Source organism: Streptomyces smyrnaeus (assembly GCF_017676345.1).
Classification (GTDB): Bacteria; Actinomycetota; Actinomycetes; order Streptomycetales; family Streptomycetaceae; genus Streptomyces; species Streptomyces smyrnaeus.
In genome coordinates this window covers 14593-30166 of record NZ_JAFFZM010000023.1, presented here as the reverse complement: position 1 = coordinate 30166, position 15574 = coordinate 14593, and the positions used below count along the sequence as shown (strand labels likewise).

General features: G+C 72.4%; 16 protein-coding genes and 1 riboswitch. Of the genes, 4 read left to right on the top strand and 12 right to left on the bottom strand.

All coding sequences use genetic code 11. The features are described from left to right. Nucleotides 1–287: 287 nt before the first annotated feature. Complete coding sequence (locus JW613_RS29505; RefSeq protein ID WP_099883706.1) at nucleotides 288–1049, bottom strand: isoprenyl transferase; 762 nt, start codon at nucleotides 1047–1049, stop codon at nucleotides 288–290. A 149-nt stretch (nucleotides 1050–1198) separates the two neighbouring features. On the opposite strand from JW613_RS29505, the gene mgrA reads away from it, so the two are divergent. Then, nucleotides 1199–2293, top strand: a complete 1095-nt coding sequence (gene mgrA / locus JW613_RS29500; protein WP_209213939.1) for an L-glyceraldehyde 3-phosphate reductase — start codon at nucleotides 1199–1201, stop codon at nucleotides 2291–2293. 137 nt (nucleotides 2294–2430) lie between these two features. On the opposite strand, the gene JW613_RS29495 is transcribed toward mgrA, so the two are convergent. Then, complete coding sequence (locus tag JW613_RS29495; RefSeq protein ID WP_209213938.1) at nucleotides 2431–3192, bottom strand: prepilin peptidase; 762 nt, start codon at nucleotides 3190–3192, stop codon at nucleotides 2431–2433. A gap of 209 nt (nucleotides 3193–3401) precedes the next feature. Between JW613_RS29495 and JW613_RS29490 the strand changes: the two genes are divergently transcribed. Together JW613_RS29490 and JW613_RS29485 are read left to right on the top strand one after the other, a co-directional pair. Beyond that, the gene (locus JW613_RS29490; RefSeq protein WP_099883702.1) at nucleotides 3402–3623 is read left to right on the top strand and encodes a hypothetical protein; all 222 of its coding nucleotides are present in this window, start codon (nucleotides 3402–3404) and stop codon (nucleotides 3621–3623) included. A 146-nt stretch (nucleotides 3624–3769) separates the two neighbouring features. Beyond that, complete coding sequence (locus JW613_RS29485; RefSeq protein WP_209213937.1) at nucleotides 3770–4657, top strand: hypothetical protein; 888 nt, start codon at nucleotides 3770–3772, stop codon at nucleotides 4655–4657. Nucleotides 4658–4679: 22 nt separating this feature from the next. Here the strand turns inward: JW613_RS29485 and JW613_RS29480 are convergent, their stop codons facing one another. The 5 genes from JW613_RS29480 to JW613_RS29460 form a co-directional block, all read right to left on the bottom strand. Next, a complete protein-coding gene (locus tag JW613_RS29480) occupies nucleotides 4680–5291 on the bottom strand; it encodes a hypothetical protein (protein ID WP_209213936.1) in 612 nt (203 codons plus the stop codon). A 165-nt stretch (nucleotides 5292–5456) separates the two neighbouring features. Next, a complete protein-coding gene (locus tag JW613_RS29475) occupies nucleotides 5457–6209 on the bottom strand; it encodes an OmpA family protein (protein ID WP_209213935.1) in 753 nt (250 codons plus the stop codon). Between the two features lie 3 nt (nucleotides 6210–6212). Beyond that, nucleotides 6213–6821, bottom strand: a complete 609-nt coding sequence (locus JW613_RS29470; protein WP_209213934.1) for a hypothetical protein — start codon at nucleotides 6819–6821, stop codon at nucleotides 6213–6215. A gap of 32 nt (nucleotides 6822–6853) precedes the next feature. Continuing rightward, on the bottom strand, nucleotides 6854–7465 hold the full coding sequence (locus tag JW613_RS29465) for a hypothetical protein (RefSeq protein ID WP_245226494.1): 612 nt from the start codon (nucleotides 7463–7465) through the stop codon (nucleotides 6854–6856). Between the two features lie 11 nt (nucleotides 7466–7476). After that, entirely contained in the window at nucleotides 7477–7692 is a 216-nt protein-coding gene (locus tag JW613_RS29460; RefSeq protein WP_099883690.1) for a hypothetical protein, read from the bottom strand. A gap of 837 nt (nucleotides 7693–8529) precedes the next feature. Next, nucleotides 8530–8739: riboswitch (cyclic di-AMP (ydaO/yuaA leader) on the top strand. A gap of 5 nt (nucleotides 8740–8744) precedes the next feature. Between JW613_RS29460 and JW613_RS37080 the strand changes: the two genes are divergently transcribed. Further along, on the top strand, nucleotides 8745–9965 hold the full coding sequence (locus tag JW613_RS37080; protein WP_209213933.1) for a transglycosylase family protein: 1221 nt from the start codon (nucleotides 8745–8747) through the stop codon (nucleotides 9963–9965). Nucleotides 9966–10045: 80 nt separating this feature from the next. Here the strand turns inward: JW613_RS37080 and JW613_RS29450 are convergent, their stop codons facing one another. Genes JW613_RS29450 through JW613_RS29430 form a run of 5 tightly spaced genes read right to left on the bottom strand, consistent with a single transcriptional unit; the run spans nucleotide 10046 to nucleotide 15572 of the window. Continuing rightward, on the bottom strand, nucleotides 10046–10936 hold the full coding sequence (locus JW613_RS29450) for a DUF5936 domain-containing protein (RefSeq protein WP_209213932.1): 891 nt from the start codon (nucleotides 10934–10936) through the stop codon (nucleotides 10046–10048). A 4-nt stretch (nucleotides 10937–10940) separates the two neighbouring features. Continuing rightward, a complete protein-coding gene (locus JW613_RS29445; RefSeq protein ID WP_209213996.1) occupies nucleotides 10941–11903 on the bottom strand; it encodes a type II secretion system F family protein in 963 nt (320 codons plus the stop codon). 35 nt (nucleotides 11904–11938) lie between these two features. Next, nucleotides 11939–13306 carry a TadA family conjugal transfer-associated ATPase gene (locus JW613_RS29440; RefSeq protein ID WP_099883684.1) on the bottom strand — a complete coding sequence of 456 codons (1368 nt, stop codon included), beginning with the start codon at nucleotides 13304–13306 and terminating at the stop codon, nucleotides 11939–11941. A gap of 13 nt (nucleotides 13307–13319) precedes the next feature. After that, entirely contained in the window at nucleotides 13320–13718 is a 399-nt protein-coding gene (locus tag JW613_RS29435) for a TadE family protein (RefSeq protein ID WP_209213931.1), read from the bottom strand. Between the two features lie 6 nt (nucleotides 13719–13724). Continuing rightward, nucleotides 13725–15572 carry an AAA family ATPase gene (locus JW613_RS29430; RefSeq protein WP_209213930.1) on the bottom strand — a complete coding sequence of 616 codons (1848 nt, stop codon included), beginning with the start codon at nucleotides 15570–15572 and terminating at the stop codon, nucleotides 13725–13727. Nucleotides 15573–15574: the final 2 nt, after the last annotated feature.

Sequence of the window (15574 nt, the reverse complement as noted above, 5' to 3'; positions counted from 1 at the left end):
TTTTTCTTGCGACCCTTCGCTGCACCTCGCTGTGCTTGGGAGGTCTGCGCGAAGGCGCAGGGCTGGCAAGCGCAGCGCACCGGTCCGCACCCGGCGACGATGCGTCAGCCCCGACGTGGGGCGGCCGCCGTCCGGGGGTGCGGGCCGTTTCGTTGCCGTCTGCGGCCCGGTGGCTGCGCTTGCCCACCCTGCGCCCTGGGGGCACCTCCCGGCCGGAGGCTGGGGGAGCAGACTGCCCAAGCACAGTGCAGAGTGCTGCGCCAAGCGGGGGGCGGCGTGGGGCGGCGTCAGCCGCCGTAGCGGCGGTGCCGCGCGGCGTAGTCGCGCAGGGCGCGCAGGAAGTCGACCTTGCGGAAGCCGGGCCAGAGCACTTCGCAGAAGTAGTACTCGGAGTGTGCGCTCTGCCAGAGCATGAAGCCGGACAGCCGGGTCTCACCGCTGGTGCGGATGATGAGGTCGGGATCGGGCTGGCCGCGGGTGTAGAGGTGCTCGGAGATGTCCTCGACGGTGAGGCGGTCCGCGCACTCGTCGAGGCTTATCCCGCGCGAGGCGCGGTCCATCAGCAGCGAGCGGACGGCGTCGGTGATCTCCTGCCGGCCGCCGTAGCCGACGGCGACGTTCACCAGTATTCCGTCGACCTCGCCCGCCTGCTGCTCGGCCTCCTTGAGCACCTTCTGCGTGCTGGCGGGCAGCAGGTCGAGCTGCCCCACGTGGTGCACCCGCCAGCGCCCGTCGGCCGCCAGATCACGCACCGTGTCCTCGATGATTCCGACCAGCGGGAGCAGTTCGCTGTCGGGGCGGTTCAGGTTGTCCGTCGAGAGCAGCCAGAGGGTGACGACCTCGACATCCGTCTCGTCGCACCAGCCGAGCAGTTCCTGGATCTTGGAGGCGCCGGCCTTGTGTCCCTGCTCGGTCGTCCCGCCGGCGGCCCGCGCCCAGCGCCGGTTGCCGTCCAGGATGACGCCGATGTGCTTGGGCACCTGGGCGTGGTCGAGACGGTCCTCCACCCGGCGCGCATAGAGCTTGTACACCAGGTCGCGCAACTTCATGGGAACGGCCAGCCTCTCCGTGCCGAGTCGGGATTCCCAGCACCTTACTGCCGTTCGCCCGAGCGTACGAACCGAGCCGGTCACGGGTGCGAGGGGACCCCCATGGGGGCGACAGGGGCCGGTGAGGACGCGGTGATAGGAAATGGCATATGACGCACGGCACACACCGCACCGCACCCCCTGTCCCTGACCCCACGGCCGTCCCGTCCGACACGCTGCACCGCGCGGACCCCGGCCGCTACGACGCCATGGAGTACCGCCGCACCGGCCGCTCCGGGCTGAAGCTGCCCGCGATCTCCCTCGGTCTGTGGCACAACTTCGGTGACGACCGCGCGCTGGACACCCAGCGCGCGATCCTGCGCCGCGCCTTCGACCTGGGGGTGACCCACTTCGACCTGGCCAACAACTACGGCCCGCCGCCCGGCTCGGCGGAGCTGAACTTCGGCCGGGTCTTCGCCCAGGATTTCCGGCCTTACCGCGACGAGCTGGTCATTTCGACCAAAGCGGGCTACCTGATGCACCCCGGTCCGTACGGGGAGTGGGGCTCGCGCAAGTACCTGCTCTCCTCGCTCGACGCCTCGCTCAGCCGGATGGGCCTCGACCACGTCGACATCTTCTACTCCCACCGCTTCGACCCCGAAACCCCGCTCGAAGAGACCATGGGCGCGCTCGCCACCGCCGTCCACCAGGGCAAGGCGCTCTACGCCGGCATCTCCTCCTACAGCGCGGCGCGCACCCGCGAGGCCGCCCGGCTGCTGCGCGAGATGGGGGTGCCCGCGCTCATCCACCAGCCCTCCTACTCGATGATCAACCGCTGGACCGAGGAGGACGGACTGCTCGACGCGCTGGAGGACGAGGGCATGGGCTGCATCGCCTTCGCGCCGCTCGCCCAGGGACTGCTCACCGACAAGTACCTCGACGGCGTCCCCGAGGGCTCCCGGGCCAGCCAGGGCAAGTCCCTGGACCCGGGGCTGCTGACGGAGGAGGTCGTACGGCGGCTGCGGGGGCTGAACGCCATCGCCGAGCGGCGCGGACAGTCCCTCGCACAGCTGGCGCTGAGCTGGGTGCTGCGCGATCCCCGGATGACCTCCGCGCTGATCGGGGCCAGCTCCGTGCGGCAGCTGGAGGCCAATGTGGCCGCCCTGCGCGCAGGGCGGCTCACCGAGGACGAGCTGCGCGAGATCGACGAGCTGGCGGTGTCCGAGCCGGGCACCAACATCTGGTCGGCCAGCAGCGACGCCTGAGCAACATAAAGCGGGCCGGTCCGTGGGGGGATACGGACCGGCCCGAGGGGGGGTTCCCACCATAGCCCCTCGGGCACGATGTTCCGCACACCAACGACCGTGTCGCGCAAGCGGATCCGCCGCCTCGCCCGCCGCCGTCAGACGGCCAGCCCGCCGAGGGCGACCCCCGCCATCGCTCCGAGCACCATGAAAGGGCCGAAGGCCATGGCGCTGTTGCGGCGGGCCCGCCCGGTCGCCATCAGCGCGAAGCCATAGCCGGCTGCCGACAGAAAGCCGAGAAAGGCTCCGGTGAACAGCACCCCCCACCCGTACCACCCAAGGGCTACCCCGACCGACAGCGCGAGCTTGACGTCACCGAAGGCCACCGCCCGTGGGCTGATCACGAACAGCACGAAGAACGCCCCGGCCAGCACCAGACCGCCCCACAGCGCCCGGCGCCAACTGCCGCCCGCGTCCGGCAGCAGGGCCGCCAGCCCCAGCAGGGCGGCGGTGCCGACCGCGAGCGGCAGGGTCAGCATGTCCGGCAGCCGCATCACCGCGAGGTCGACCGTCGCGAGCAGCAGGGCGACGGGCACGACCAGCAGCCACACCGCCAGTTCCGGGCGCAGTCCGACGGCCGCCGTCAGCCCGGCGCAGCTGAGTGCGCCCCATACGGCGAGAGCGCGCCGCCCACGTCCGTACGCCTCCTGAGGCTCCTGGCTCCCGGCGCACGCGTCGCACGTGGCGGGGCCCAATACGCCGCGCACTCCCCCGCCCAGCGGATGTCCCTGCGGGCAACTGCGCCGCCACGGCTCCCCGGGCTCCACGGAGAGCCGGTAGGTGGCGCGTGGCAGCAGAGAGCCGGCCGCGGCACCGTAAGCGGCGGCGGCCACGATCGCTATCCACTCCAGCAACGGCACACCGCGAGCTTACGTCGGGCTTACCCCGGGCTTACGGGACGGCTCCGTACTCGCCCGTACGGAGGGGTTCCGGAGCGATTCATCTCACACCCGGTCGGAGCATCTCGGAGCCGGACAGCGCCGACACCTGCGACGCAGCACCAACCGGCCGTCCCGGGCGCCTCGTTATCCAACTGCCGTTGTCAGTGGGGGGCCGTACTGTAGTCCGTATGACATCGACTTCCACCGGGCCCGGAGAGCCCGGACGCTCCCGGGCGACCGACGCGGGCCGTGCGCCCTCGCCGGAGCTCTCCGTCACCGCGGCCAACGAGGCGATCAGGGAGTACGTCGCGGGCCGCACCCTCTGGTCCAAGGAAGCACTCGCCGAGCTGGACCGGCTGCGCGGGCAGTGGCAGCGCGCCGTCCGTGCCGAGATGGTCAAGGCGGCGTGAGGGCCGCCGCCTTGGCCATCTCCTCTCCGTGAGCTTCCCGCTCGTCGCCGTGAACGGGGTCTCGTCACCCGCCCGTTGATCCGCAAGCATGTACGGGTGAGCGGAACGCGCGGGGGGCGCGGGCCCATGGGGAGACGGAGCGTGCGGTGCACCAACGCGGACTGTGGCGGCGAACGGAACGGGCGGAGCGCGCGCCGGAGGTCGAATACGACAGCGATGGTCCCCAGGAGCGGGCCCGGCGCGGCAGGCGGCGACTGCTGGTCGCCGGAGCGCTGTTCGCGACGCTGATCCTCCCCAGGGTCGTCAGTACCCCCGGTTACGCGGACGGCGCGGAAGCCGCCCGGCCCTCGCCCGGCCCCACCGGCGTCCCCGCCCACCCGCAGCCCGGCCCGGAAGACGGCCGAGGCCCCACGACCCCACCCGCCCCCACGCCCTCCCTCCCCGGGACCGGCCCCGGCGGCGCACTGCCCGACCCGCCCACCGGGGCGCCCTCGCCCGCCGGGCCGCGCTCCGGGACAGCGCCGGAGTCCGACTCCGCCGCGCGCGCCTTCCGTTCGGTCCGGGCGGGACAGTGCCTGACGGTGCACGGCAACGGTTCGGGGTGGAGCCGTCCGGCGCCCACCGAGGCCACCCGGGTCCCCTGCGGGGACGATCGTGCCTACACCCGGGTGACTGCCGTACGCCGTACCGGTGCCGGCGGCGAGCCGCACCGCGCGTGCCCGGCCGGGAACGGGCGCGCCACCTGGACACACGGCGACACCACCCTCTGCATCACCCGCCAGTTCCGCACCGACCAGTGCCTGTTGGCCGAATCGAAGGGCGGCGAAGTGCGCGCCGCGCTGATGTCGGCGCCCGCGTGCTCGACGGAACCGCCCTCGGGCACCGGCAGATACGACAGGCTGCTGAAGATCACCGGTGTCCACGACGAGCCGACCCCCTGCCGGGAGAGCGACTCGCACGGGCACTCGCGCTACTGGACGTGGCGGATCGACGGCGGCAGCCGGACCCTGTGCACGGCGGACGCCACCGAGTGACGCCCCGCCGTCGTCGGCCCGCTCACCCGGTGAGGCGGCGCCAGGCACCCGGAGCGGCCGTCGCCAGTACGACCGCCAGCGCGCCGACGAGCAGCGCGAAGGGGAGCGCCGCACCCGCCAGGACGAGGAACGGGACCGCGGAGAGCGCCGCGACGACGCAGTAACCGGCGCCCGCGAGGGAGAGGAAGCACTGGGTGCGGGGCGGGCCGTCCAGGTTGAGGCGTACGACCAGCGCGGCACACACCGCCGCCCACAGTGCGGCGCGCGGCTCCCCGAAGCTGACGGCGTCCCGCACCGTTTCGGCCGCCCGGAACCACCATTGGCCGTCCAGGGTGTCCACGAGGTGCGGGAAGTCGGCGGCGTAGTCGGGAAGGTGGGCCCCCTTCGGCACCTTCGCACCGAGGGCCGCGACGTCCTGCCGTACGAACTCCGTGATCAGCAGCACCGCCGCGCCGAGCGCCTGCGCGAGTCCCGCCGGCCAGCCGACCGTCCAGCCCCGGAGCCGGGCGCCGCCGCGCGCTGTGCCGTCCGGGGCGTCACCCGGACCGTCGCCGCTCGGAGCTTCACCGTCCGCCGCCGTCGCCGTCGCCGTCTCGCCGGCTACCGGGCCGGCTTCCGTCGCCGCGCTCCCCACGCCCGCACCGCCCCCTCGCTCACCGGCCGTCCGGCCCACCCGGACCGGCCCCGCTCATGATCCGGCGCCGCGAACCCGCCCGCAAGCCCGCAAGCCCGCAAGCCCGCAAGCCCGCAAGCCCGCAGCGGCAACAACGCGGACGCGGACGCGGGTTCGCGCGGCGGGTCAGTCCTTCTTCGGGAAGGACACCTCGACGCGGCGGTTCTTCGCGCGGCCCTCCTCGGTCCTGTTGTCGGCGACCGGATAGTCCTCGCTGTATCCCCGCACGTTGAAGCTCACCTCGGAGCCCAGCCGCTGGGACAGTTCCGTCTGGACGGCCGTGGCACGCTTCTTGGAGAGCGTCTTGCCGTGCTCGTAGGAGCCCAGGTCGTCGGTGAAGCCGAAGACGTTGACCTCGGTGCTCTGCTGCTTGTCGATCTCGTCAGCGATGGTCTTGATGCGGGCCTTCGCCCCGCTGTTGAGCTTGGCGCTGTTCTTGGGGAACAGCACCTCAGCCTGGAGGGTGAACTTCGTCTTCGCCGTGCTGTCCTCGCGGCGCTCCTCGCCTCCCAGGTCCTCGGTCACGAACTTGATGTCCAGCACCTTGGGCTCGGCCAGCTTCGCTCCGCCGGCCAGCCGCAGCCCGTCCGCCTTCGCATCCACCTCCACCGGCTCCTCGCTGTCCCCGATGTTGTCCGGCGGCTCGCTGAACCCCGGATCGCCCGGCCCCTTCTCCCCGGGGAGGGAGGGCGCCTGACCGGTGGGCAGGCCGGTGGGGTTGTCGGTGGGGTACTGGGTGGCGATGTCCGGGATGGAGGGCGTCGGCCCGGGGGTCGGGTCCTCCGCCCGCGCGGACGGGGCGAACACCCCGAGTACGAGCGCGGCGGAGAAGGACGAGCACGTCACGGCTCTGATCAGCTGTCGCCTGGTGAAGCCCATCCCTCACTCCCCTCCACCGATCGTGACCTCGGCGGGAGGCATGTCCGCGATCTGGAACTCCACCTTGTCGTTGCCCTTGGGGGGCGCGGGGAACTGCGCGTACCAGGTCTTCGAGTCCCCCGCCTGGATCGGCTGACCGAACGAAGTGCACAGACACCGGCCCTCGGTGTCCCTGAGGACGAGATAGCGCTTCTTGCCCTTCTTGTCGACGAGTTTGCCACCGGCGACCGACAGTTTGTTGCGCAGGGCGAGCTCGGACTCGTCACCCTCCCAGCCGGGCGCCACCCAGGCCTTGCCGCTCCCGTTGGTCACCTTTCCGGTGAGCGTCACGAAGCCGCCCGTCTCGCGGCGGGCCGAGTCGACGGTGAGGGTGATGTCATCGCCTCCTCGCACCTTTGCCAGCGGTTCGCCGCCGGTGGAGCCGCCGGACTCCCCGCCGTCCCCGCCGCCGCTGCCGCCTTGGAGGTCGCCCGCCTTCTCGGAGGGCCTGGGCTCCTTGGCGTCGTCGCCGTCGCCGCCCCCGCCGCAGCCCGCGGCCGTGAGGACCAGTCCGGCCGCCAGGGCCACCGCGGTCATACCCCTGCGAGCCCGCAGGACGCGCCGAAGATTCATGGAGTACTCGACTCTCGTTCGTCGTTCGCTCGTCATTCGACCAGCACCACCGAGAAGAGATCCGACGGTTTCAGGTCGCGGCCCCCGTCCTCGGGGTCGATCGTCAGCTCCTCGCCGCCGCAGACCAGTTCGATCTCCTCGGCGGCGTTCGTGGTGTTCTCGGTGTCGCCGGTCTCGCACCGTGGTCTGATCACCGCGGTGGCGGTGGCCTTGGCGGTCTTGTTGTCCGTGCCGGGGATGATCGTGTCGCCCGTGTCGAACCGCGTCTCGATGCTGACGCGGTAGCCGTCGTCGCCCTCGCGGGAGACCGGATCGCAGCTGAGCAGGTCGGAACGGTTGCGGTCGGCGAAATGTGCTGCCGCGCCGCAGCCGTCGCCGCTGAGCGGGGCGACGGCGTCCAGCCACTCCTGCCGGCCTTCCCCGTCGTCTCGGCCTTCCTCGTCGTCGAGTGTGTCCAAGAAGCCGTCGAAGAGCTGTTGCCTGTCGTCCTCGGCGGCGCCGAGGGCCGCCGCGTCGGCCGCCGTCTGGCCGCCGTTGCGCACCGTTCCGGCCTGGGCGACCGCGAAGAAGGCGAAGGCGAGGAAGAGCAGCCCGGCGATCACCGCGCCGTACAGCAGGACCGTCTGCCCGGCGTCACCGGACATCCGGCGCGCGGTCAGCCGCCCAGTACCGCGCTCACCGCGTTGGCGATGGCTCCGGAGATCATCGAGTCGAGCCCCAGCGCGCGGATCGCCAGGATGATGCCGGCGACGAGGATGACGATGCCGGCGTATTCGATCGAGTTGGCGCCCCGGTCCCCGGGCCGCCCCCGCGTATGTCCTCGCAGGAGGGCGAGGCGGGCGCGGACGCGCCCGCGCGTGGCGTTCGACATCGGGTTCTCCTCCGTTGCTGGCTGACTCGGTACCCCCACAGGGGTACGCCCCCATGTCTTTCCGGTCGTTCCGGGTCACCCGTCCCGCGTGGCCGCCCTCTCGGGGGCGGCAGCAGCGTGGTGTCACGTCGTGCGCCCCCTCCCGTCGCCACCCCGCGGTGTAGCTAACAGTCGCTGCCCGAATGCAGACTGTGCCACAACTCATTGCGGTGGCGAAGGGGTGGACGGGAACCTGACCGGCATCCGGTGCGGCGGCCGAGGCGGGAACCGGTGCGGTCGCGCGCGTTCCGACCTGCGGGAAGGCGGGGAGTGAGCCGGACATTGACCGACGCCCCTCCTCTCGACGGGCCATGGCGACGGAGCGAGCGGTACGGCGCGTTTCCGGAACGCGCCTGTGGGGCCGGGGTGTTGGGCGGGCCGGACGGTGGGTGGGGCGCCTCTCACCATAGCGAGCGAGGTGCCGAACGCACCCCTTCCGCATCCGGACCGCAGATTGAACAGAAACATGTATTCCCCCACCAAACGGTCATATCTCATGCTACGCACATCAATCCCCCTCGCCCTCCGCTCACTTCGCGAAGGGAAAGAGGCCGGAGATTGGGTTTGCCGCCGTGAGTCGCCTCACAGGACGGACGGGAAGAGGGCGTTCCCCCTTTCGTGCCCACCGGCTCACTCTCGGGTATTACCGCTGGGCAGCCATGGAATGCGATCAAGAAATTCGAGCCGACCGTGAAATGCGTCGCATTACCGGTCCCCTCTGTCGGCGATCATTTTCTTGTCCCTCGGAAATTTGTGTGTTTAAGGTGCCCGAGCTGTCGCGCCCGACGTGCGGCAGTTCGCAGCCAGACGCCGAGTCCTGCCGCTGGTCTGCGAGAACTCCACCGTTGGCAGGAGCGGGGGAACCAGGTAAGTGCCCCGAAGGATCGGTGATCCCACGGGGCTTGGGGTGAAGCCGGAACTGCGCCCGCACAGGGCACGGCAGTTGCGGCCGGGCTACTGCTCCAGCCCGAATCCGACAGCTCACCTCGTAGGCGTAGGAGAGGAACTCCCCTATGTCCGGAAAGCATGCCCGAAAGTCCCAGCGCCGTCTCAGGCGCGGTGCTGTACTCGCGCTGACCGCCGGCGGCGCCGGTGTCGTGCTGCCGCTGTTCGCGTCCGGCAACGCCCAGGCCGCCTCCGTCGACACCTGGGAGAAGGTCGCCCAGTGCGAGTCGAGCGGCAACTGGCAGACCAACACCGGCAACGGCTACTACGGCGGCCTGCAGTTCTCGCAGTCCAGCTGGCAGGCGGCCGGCGGTACGAAGTACGCGCCGCGCGCCGACCTGGCCACCAAGGACCAGCAGATCGCCGTCGCCGAGAAGCTGCTGGCCATGCAGGGCCCGGGTGCCTGGGCCTGTGCGGGTGCCGGTGGCCTGACCGCGGGCGGCCCCGCCCCGGACGTCACCCCGGACGGTGGCGGCAACAGCGCCGAGCCGCAGCGCAAGTCGGCGCCCCAGCAGGCGGCCCCCGAGAAGTCCGCTCCGCACAAGTCGCAGCCGTCGCAGAAGTCGCAGCCGTCGCAGTCCGCACAGTCGTACACCGTCGTCAGCGGCGACACCCTGTACAAGATCGCCACCGCGCACGACGTCTCCGGCGGCTGGAAGACCGTCTACGACGCGAACCGCCAGGTGATCGGTGCCGACCCGGACCTCATTCTGCCCGGGCAGAAGCTGTCGCTGAAGGCGCAGGCCGAGGTCGAGAAGGGCGGCAGCGACTCCGGCGCCGAGGCGCAGGGCAGCAGCGACGACGGCGCCGAGGCGCAGGGCGGCGCCGAGAAGTCCGCCCCCGAGCCCGCCGCCAAGTCCGAGTCCGAGTCCGAGTCCGCCCAGGGCGGTCACGTCCGGCCGGTGCCGGGCGGCACCAGCACTCCGTACCGGGCCGCCGGTGGCAGCTGGTCGAGCGGCCACCACACCGGTGTGGACTTCTCGGCCGCCAGCGGTACGCCGGTGAAGTCCGTCGCCGCGGGCGAGGTCGTCACCGCGGGCGACGGCGGCGCGTACGGCAACCAGGTCGTCGTCCGGCACGCCGACGGCAAGTACACCCAGTACGGCCACCTGTCCTCGCTCTCCGTCCAGGTCGGTCAGCAGGTCGGTGCGGGCACCCAGCTGGGGCTGTCCGGCAGCACCGGCAACTCGACCGGGCCGCACCTGCACTTCGAGGTGCGCGCGACTCCGGACTACGGCTCGGACGTCGACCCCGTCGCCTATCTGCGGGCACACGGCGTCTCGCTCTGACCCGGCACATATGACCCGGCCACCGGTCCTGCTCCCCTCCGGGACCGGTGGCCGATGCCGTTGTGTGCCGTGCGGCCGCGTCAGCCCCCCAGCACGGCGCCGAAGTCGGTGTCCGAGCCCAGGATGAACGTGGCGACGATGAGGATGAGGGTGCCGGGCAGCAGGAAGGCGATGGTGGTCATCGTCGCCTTGGGCACCGTCTTGGCCGCCTTGCGCCGCGCGTTCTGGGCGTCGGTGCGACGCATGTCGGTGGCGATCTGGATCAGCGTCTCGGCGATGGGGGCGCCGAGCTCCTCGCCCTGCTGGAGCGCCGTCACGAACTGGTCGACCTGGTCGCTGGCGTTGCGTCTGCGCAGCTCGTCGAAGGCCTGACGGCGGCTGACGCCCATGTCCATCTGCCGCAGGGTGATGCGCAGCTCGTCGGCCCACGGCCCCCGGTACCGGTCGGCGACGCGCTCCAGGGCCTGCCGGAAGCCGAGCCCGGCGGAGACCACCACGGCCAGCACGTCGAGGAAGTCGGGCAGGGTGCGTTCGATGACGCGCCGGCGGTCCTTGATCGCCTGCCGGATCGCGAGATCGGCGGCGAACCAGCCGAAGGCCAGCACGAGTACGGTGAAGAACAGGCTGCCGGCCGACAGGCCCACCACGGCCATCAGCGCGCCGAAGATGCCGTAGACGGCGCGGCGCGCCGCGTACCGCTGGAGGGTGAGACCGCCGGGGTTGCCGGCCTGGTCGATCCTGCGGCGTTTGGCGGCGACCTGCTTGGGCCCCATCAGCCGCAGCACCAGCGGCGCCAGGCGCATGCCGAGCCGGTCGACGGCGGCCTCGCCCTTGGTGGTGCGGGTGGCACCGACCTCCAGCGCCACGGCCAGGTCGGGCGGCAGCCGGGCCTCGGATCGGTACATCCGGATGCCCGCGAAGGCGCCGTACACGGCCAGGGCGCAGAGGGTGGCCAGTCCGACAGCGATCATGCGCTCACACCTCGATCCGGCCGAGGCGGCGGATGACGAGGAACCCCGCGGCGAACAGTCCGACGGCGACGACCATGGCGACCTGCCCCACCGGGCTGCCGGTCACCCGGGTGAGGGCGCCCGGCATCATCGAGTTCATCATCAGCATGGCGCCGAGGCCGAGCAGCGGGATGGTGAAGGCCGTCGCGTTGACCTCGGCGAGCATGGTGCGCACCTCGCGCCGGGTCTCCTTGCGCTCCTCCAGCGTGGTGGTGAGGTTGCGCAGCGAGGCGACGATGGTGCCGCCGGCGCGGTTGGCCAGGACCAGCGTGGTGACCAGCACGACGAGTTCGCGGGAGGGCAGCCGCTCGGCGAGTTCGTTCAGCGCGTCGTCGATGGAGCGGCCGACGGCGAGCTGATCGGTGACCAGTCGCAGTTCGTCCCCGGCCGGGGCCTCCAGCTCTTCGGCCGCCATGCCCAGGGCCGTGCGCAGCGCCAGCCCCGCCGAGGTCGCGTTGGCGAGTATGCGGGCGAGTTCGGGCAGCTGGTTGATGAACTGCTCGGTGCGGCGCTGCCGCTGCTGGTTGAGGAAGGCGTTGGCGGCCAGCACGCCGACGAGTCCGGCTATCGGCCCGAAGAACGGGGCCAGAACGGACGAGGCCAGCATCCACACCACCGCCACCAGGCCCGCCAGGTAGACGACGTACTCGCCGGGCGTCAGGTCGAGTCCGGTGGTGGCCAGCTTCGCCTGGAGGCGGCGGCCCGGTCCGGTGGCACGCACCCGCCGGTCGACCCCGGTGAAGCGGCGCCGTCTGCCGCCGCTGCCGGGCGGGAGGGCGAGCGCGGGCCCCTCGCTCCGGCTGAGCCGTTCGATCAGGTCCCGGCGGCGGGCGCGTCCGGAGGAGTAGAGGAGCACTCCCGCGGTGGCCAGGGCGCAGGCGGCCAGGGTGGCGCCGAGTGCGAACTGCGCCGCGGCTGCGGAGTCCATCGCCAGGGTCGCGAACCGGTGGGGGGTCTGTGTGCTCACACCGCCTCCCGGGTGGCGAGCTGGTCGTCGGAGCGGGCGACACCGAACGCGGCGGGCACCGGTTCGCCCGCCAGCTGGAGCCGGTCGGCGGCGCGGCGCGGCAGCGGCAGATGCTCGTAGGTGCCGTGCACCCGGCCGTCGGGACCCATGGGCCGGGCCGCGAACCGGGAGACCGTCGCGATCTGGAAGGACTCGCGGCCGTGCGAGGCCAGCAGGGCGATCTCCACGATCTTGCGGGAGCCGTCCGCCAGTCGCGCCAGCTGGATGATCACGTCGACGGCGGAGTTGATCTGGTCCTGGAGGGCCTCGAAGGGCACGTCGACCTCGGACATGGAGGCGAGGGTCTGGAGCCGCATCAGGGCGTCCTCGGCGCTGTTGGCGTGCACGGTGGCCAGCGAGCCGTCGTGGCCGGTGGACATGGCCTGGAGCATGTCCAGCGTCTCGCCGCCGCGTACCTCGCCGACGATGATGCGGTCGGGGCGCATGCGCAGCGAGTTGCGGACCAGGTCCCGGACGGTCACCTGGCCCTTGCCCTCGACGTTGGGCGGCCGGGTCTCCAGCCGGATCACATGCCGCTGCTGGAGCTGGAGTTCGGCGGCGTCCTCGACGGTGATGATGCGCTCGTGCTCGGGGATGAGCGCGGACTGCGCGTTGAGGAGGGTCGTCTTGCCGCTGCCCGTACCGCCGGAGACGATCACGTTGAAGCGGGCCCTGATGAATCCGGACAGCAGCGAGAGCATGTGTTCGTCCAGCGTGCCCAGGCCGATCAGCTCACCGAGGGTGTAGGCGCGGGGGAAGCGGCGGATGGTGAGGGTGGCGCCGGTCAGCGAGAGCGGCGGGATGATGACGTTGACCCGCTCCCCGGAGGGCAGCCGTGCGTCCACCATCGGATTGGACTCGTCCACGCGGCGGTTGACGGTGGAGACGATGCGCTCGATGGTCTGCATCAGCTGCTCTTCGGAGGCGAACCGCACGGGAACCTGTTCGACGCGCCCGCCGCGCTCCACGAAGATGTTGTCGGGCCCGTTGACCATGATCTCGGTGATGGAGCCGTCCTCCAGGAGCGGTTCGAGCACCCCGAGGCCGAGCGCCTCGTCCACCACCCGCCGGATCAGCAGCGCCCGGTCGCCGGTGGCCAGGACGGGACCCTCGCGGCTGATGAGATGGCCGAGTACGCGTTCGAGGCGGGCACGGCGTTCGGCGAGGTCGAGCGCCGACATCTCGGCGAGGTCGATCTCCTCCAGCAGCTTGGTGCGGTAGGCCGCCACCAGGTGCCCGGTGCTGTCGGCGGCTGATCCGGGCGCCCGGGGGTCGCCCGGCGCGGTGCCGCTCTCGTGCGCGGTGATACGGGAGCGCAGGCTCATGGACCGACCTCGCTCATTCGTCTCCCCCTCGTTCGGCACTGTCGCTGGGCATGGTCGCGGAGCGGGCAGCGGTGCCCATGCTGTCGAGTCCGGGCAGCAGGGAGGGAATGGTCACGGTCGTGGTCACCGTCACCTCGTCGCCGCCGTCCGCGAGCTGGAAACTGCTGCGGCGCGCCGTCCAGTCGGACATGGCGGCGCGCCCGCTCGCCGCGTACCGGTCCGCGATCTCCTCCTGGGAGGCCACCCGTGCCGCGGCCCGGGCGCCCGTGCCCGCCTGCTGCACCGCGTAGCCGACGATCCCGAGCTGGATGGCCGCCATCGCGACGAGCAGCAGCAGCGGCAGCATCCCGGCGAACTCCAGCGCGCTGGAGCCCCGGTCGCGTTCGCTCGCGCGGATACGCGCAGCCGTCATACGCCCTCACCCCTCCTCCGCGGCGCCCGCCTCGCCGCCGACCGTGAACGGCAGGCCGGCGGCGCCGGGGAACAGCAGCGGTGTCCGCAGGTCGACGTCCGCCTTCCAGACGGTGCCGCCGCGGGAGCAGCTGACCGAGGCGTCCTGGCGCCACTTGGCGGGCAGGTGCTCGCGCGCCGCCGCCTCGCACGCACGCTGCGGGTCCCCGTGGGCGGCGGCCGCGGTGGCGGCGCGGGCGGCCTCGTCGGCGGAGTTGCCCGCGAGGGAGAAGGTGTAGCCGATCAGTACGCACTGCCACAGCAGCACCAGGGTCACCAGCACGATCGGCGCCATCCCGGCGAACTCCACGGTCAGCGAACCCCGGTCGCCGCCCTCACGGGCGCCGGGCGGCATCCGACGACGCAGAAACCCGACGGCCCCGCGATCGGATCCGAGTGCCGGCCCGGACGGGGCCCCGGGCTCGGTGCCGTGAGCCGGACCGGGCGCCGGACCGGGTGGCAGGGCGTGCTGTGCCCGGGGGGCTGTCGTGCGTCCGCCCCCGGCCGCGTCGCCCGTCCCCGTACCGCCGCCGGACCGCTGCTGCCGCCCGCCGGCCGTGCGGCGTCCGCTCCCCCGGCCCCGGGCGCCCCCGCGCGCGAGCTCGTCCACCGGCGCGGCCACCAGGCCGAGTTCGCCCGCGAGCCCCCACAGCGCCTGACGCACGCTGCCCTTGGCCTCCAGATCCTGCAGCCGTCCGGCGTCCAGCGCGGACTGGAGCTCCTTGAAGCCGGCGGGCACCGTCGTACGCGCCACCGGGCTGCCGGTGATCCGGGCGACGAGCTGCGGCTGGATCTCCGCGTGGCGCGAGGCGCGGTTGACGACGGTGACGGTCTCCTCCGCCTTGCGGATCTGCAGCCGGTCCCACAGCCGCACCATGCGCTTGGCGCCACGCACGGCGATCACATCGGGGGTGGTCAGCAGCAGCGCGAGGTCGGCGGCCTCGATGGCCGCCGCGTTGCCCGTGTGCATCTGGGTGCCGCAGTCGACGACGACGATCTCGTAGCGGGAGCGCAGCGCGGCCACCAACTGGCGGGCGGCCCGCTCGTCCACCTCCTCGCCGCGCTCGCCCTCCTCCGGCGCCAGCAGCAGGCTGACACCGGTCTCGTGCACATAGACGGCGTCCTGCAGGACGCGCGGCGTCAGGTCCTTGATACCGGCGAGGTCGACCACGGACCTGCGGAAGCGCACATCCAGCAGCGAGGCGACGTCCCCGGCCTGGAGGTCCAGATCCACCAGCGCGGTGGTACGGCCGGAGGCGCGGGCCGCGAGGGCGAGCTGCACGGCGGTCAAGGTGGTACCGACACCGCCCTTGGCACCGGCGACGGTGACCACGGTGCCCCCGCCCTGCCCGCCGTGGCCGTGCGCCCCCGTGCCGTACCCGGCCTCGGGGCCCTCGTAGCCGCCCAGATGGCGGCGGACCCCGGTGGCCCAGGCCGCGGCGGCCGTGACGCGGGCCGCGAGCTCGTCGTAGCCGAGCGGCAGCCCGGCGACGCCGCGCGCTCCGGCGTCCATGGCCGCCGCGTACAGCGCCGGGCTGGTGTCCCGGGTGGCCAGGACGACACCGACGGCGGGGAACCGGAGGGCGACCTGGCTGATCAGCTCCAGCGCCGGGACCGGGCCGATCAGCTCGTGGACGAGGACCACTTCGGGCAGCTCGGCGGGTGCCTCGCCGGCCAGCTGGGCGAGGGAGTCCAGCAGCTGGGTGGAGTCGACGGCGGGCGGCACGGGCTCCGCGTCGGGCAGCTGACCGAGCAGGGTGACCAGGGGGCGCGCCGCGTCCGGGTCGCTGACGGCCGGCTGGATGCGAATGACCATCT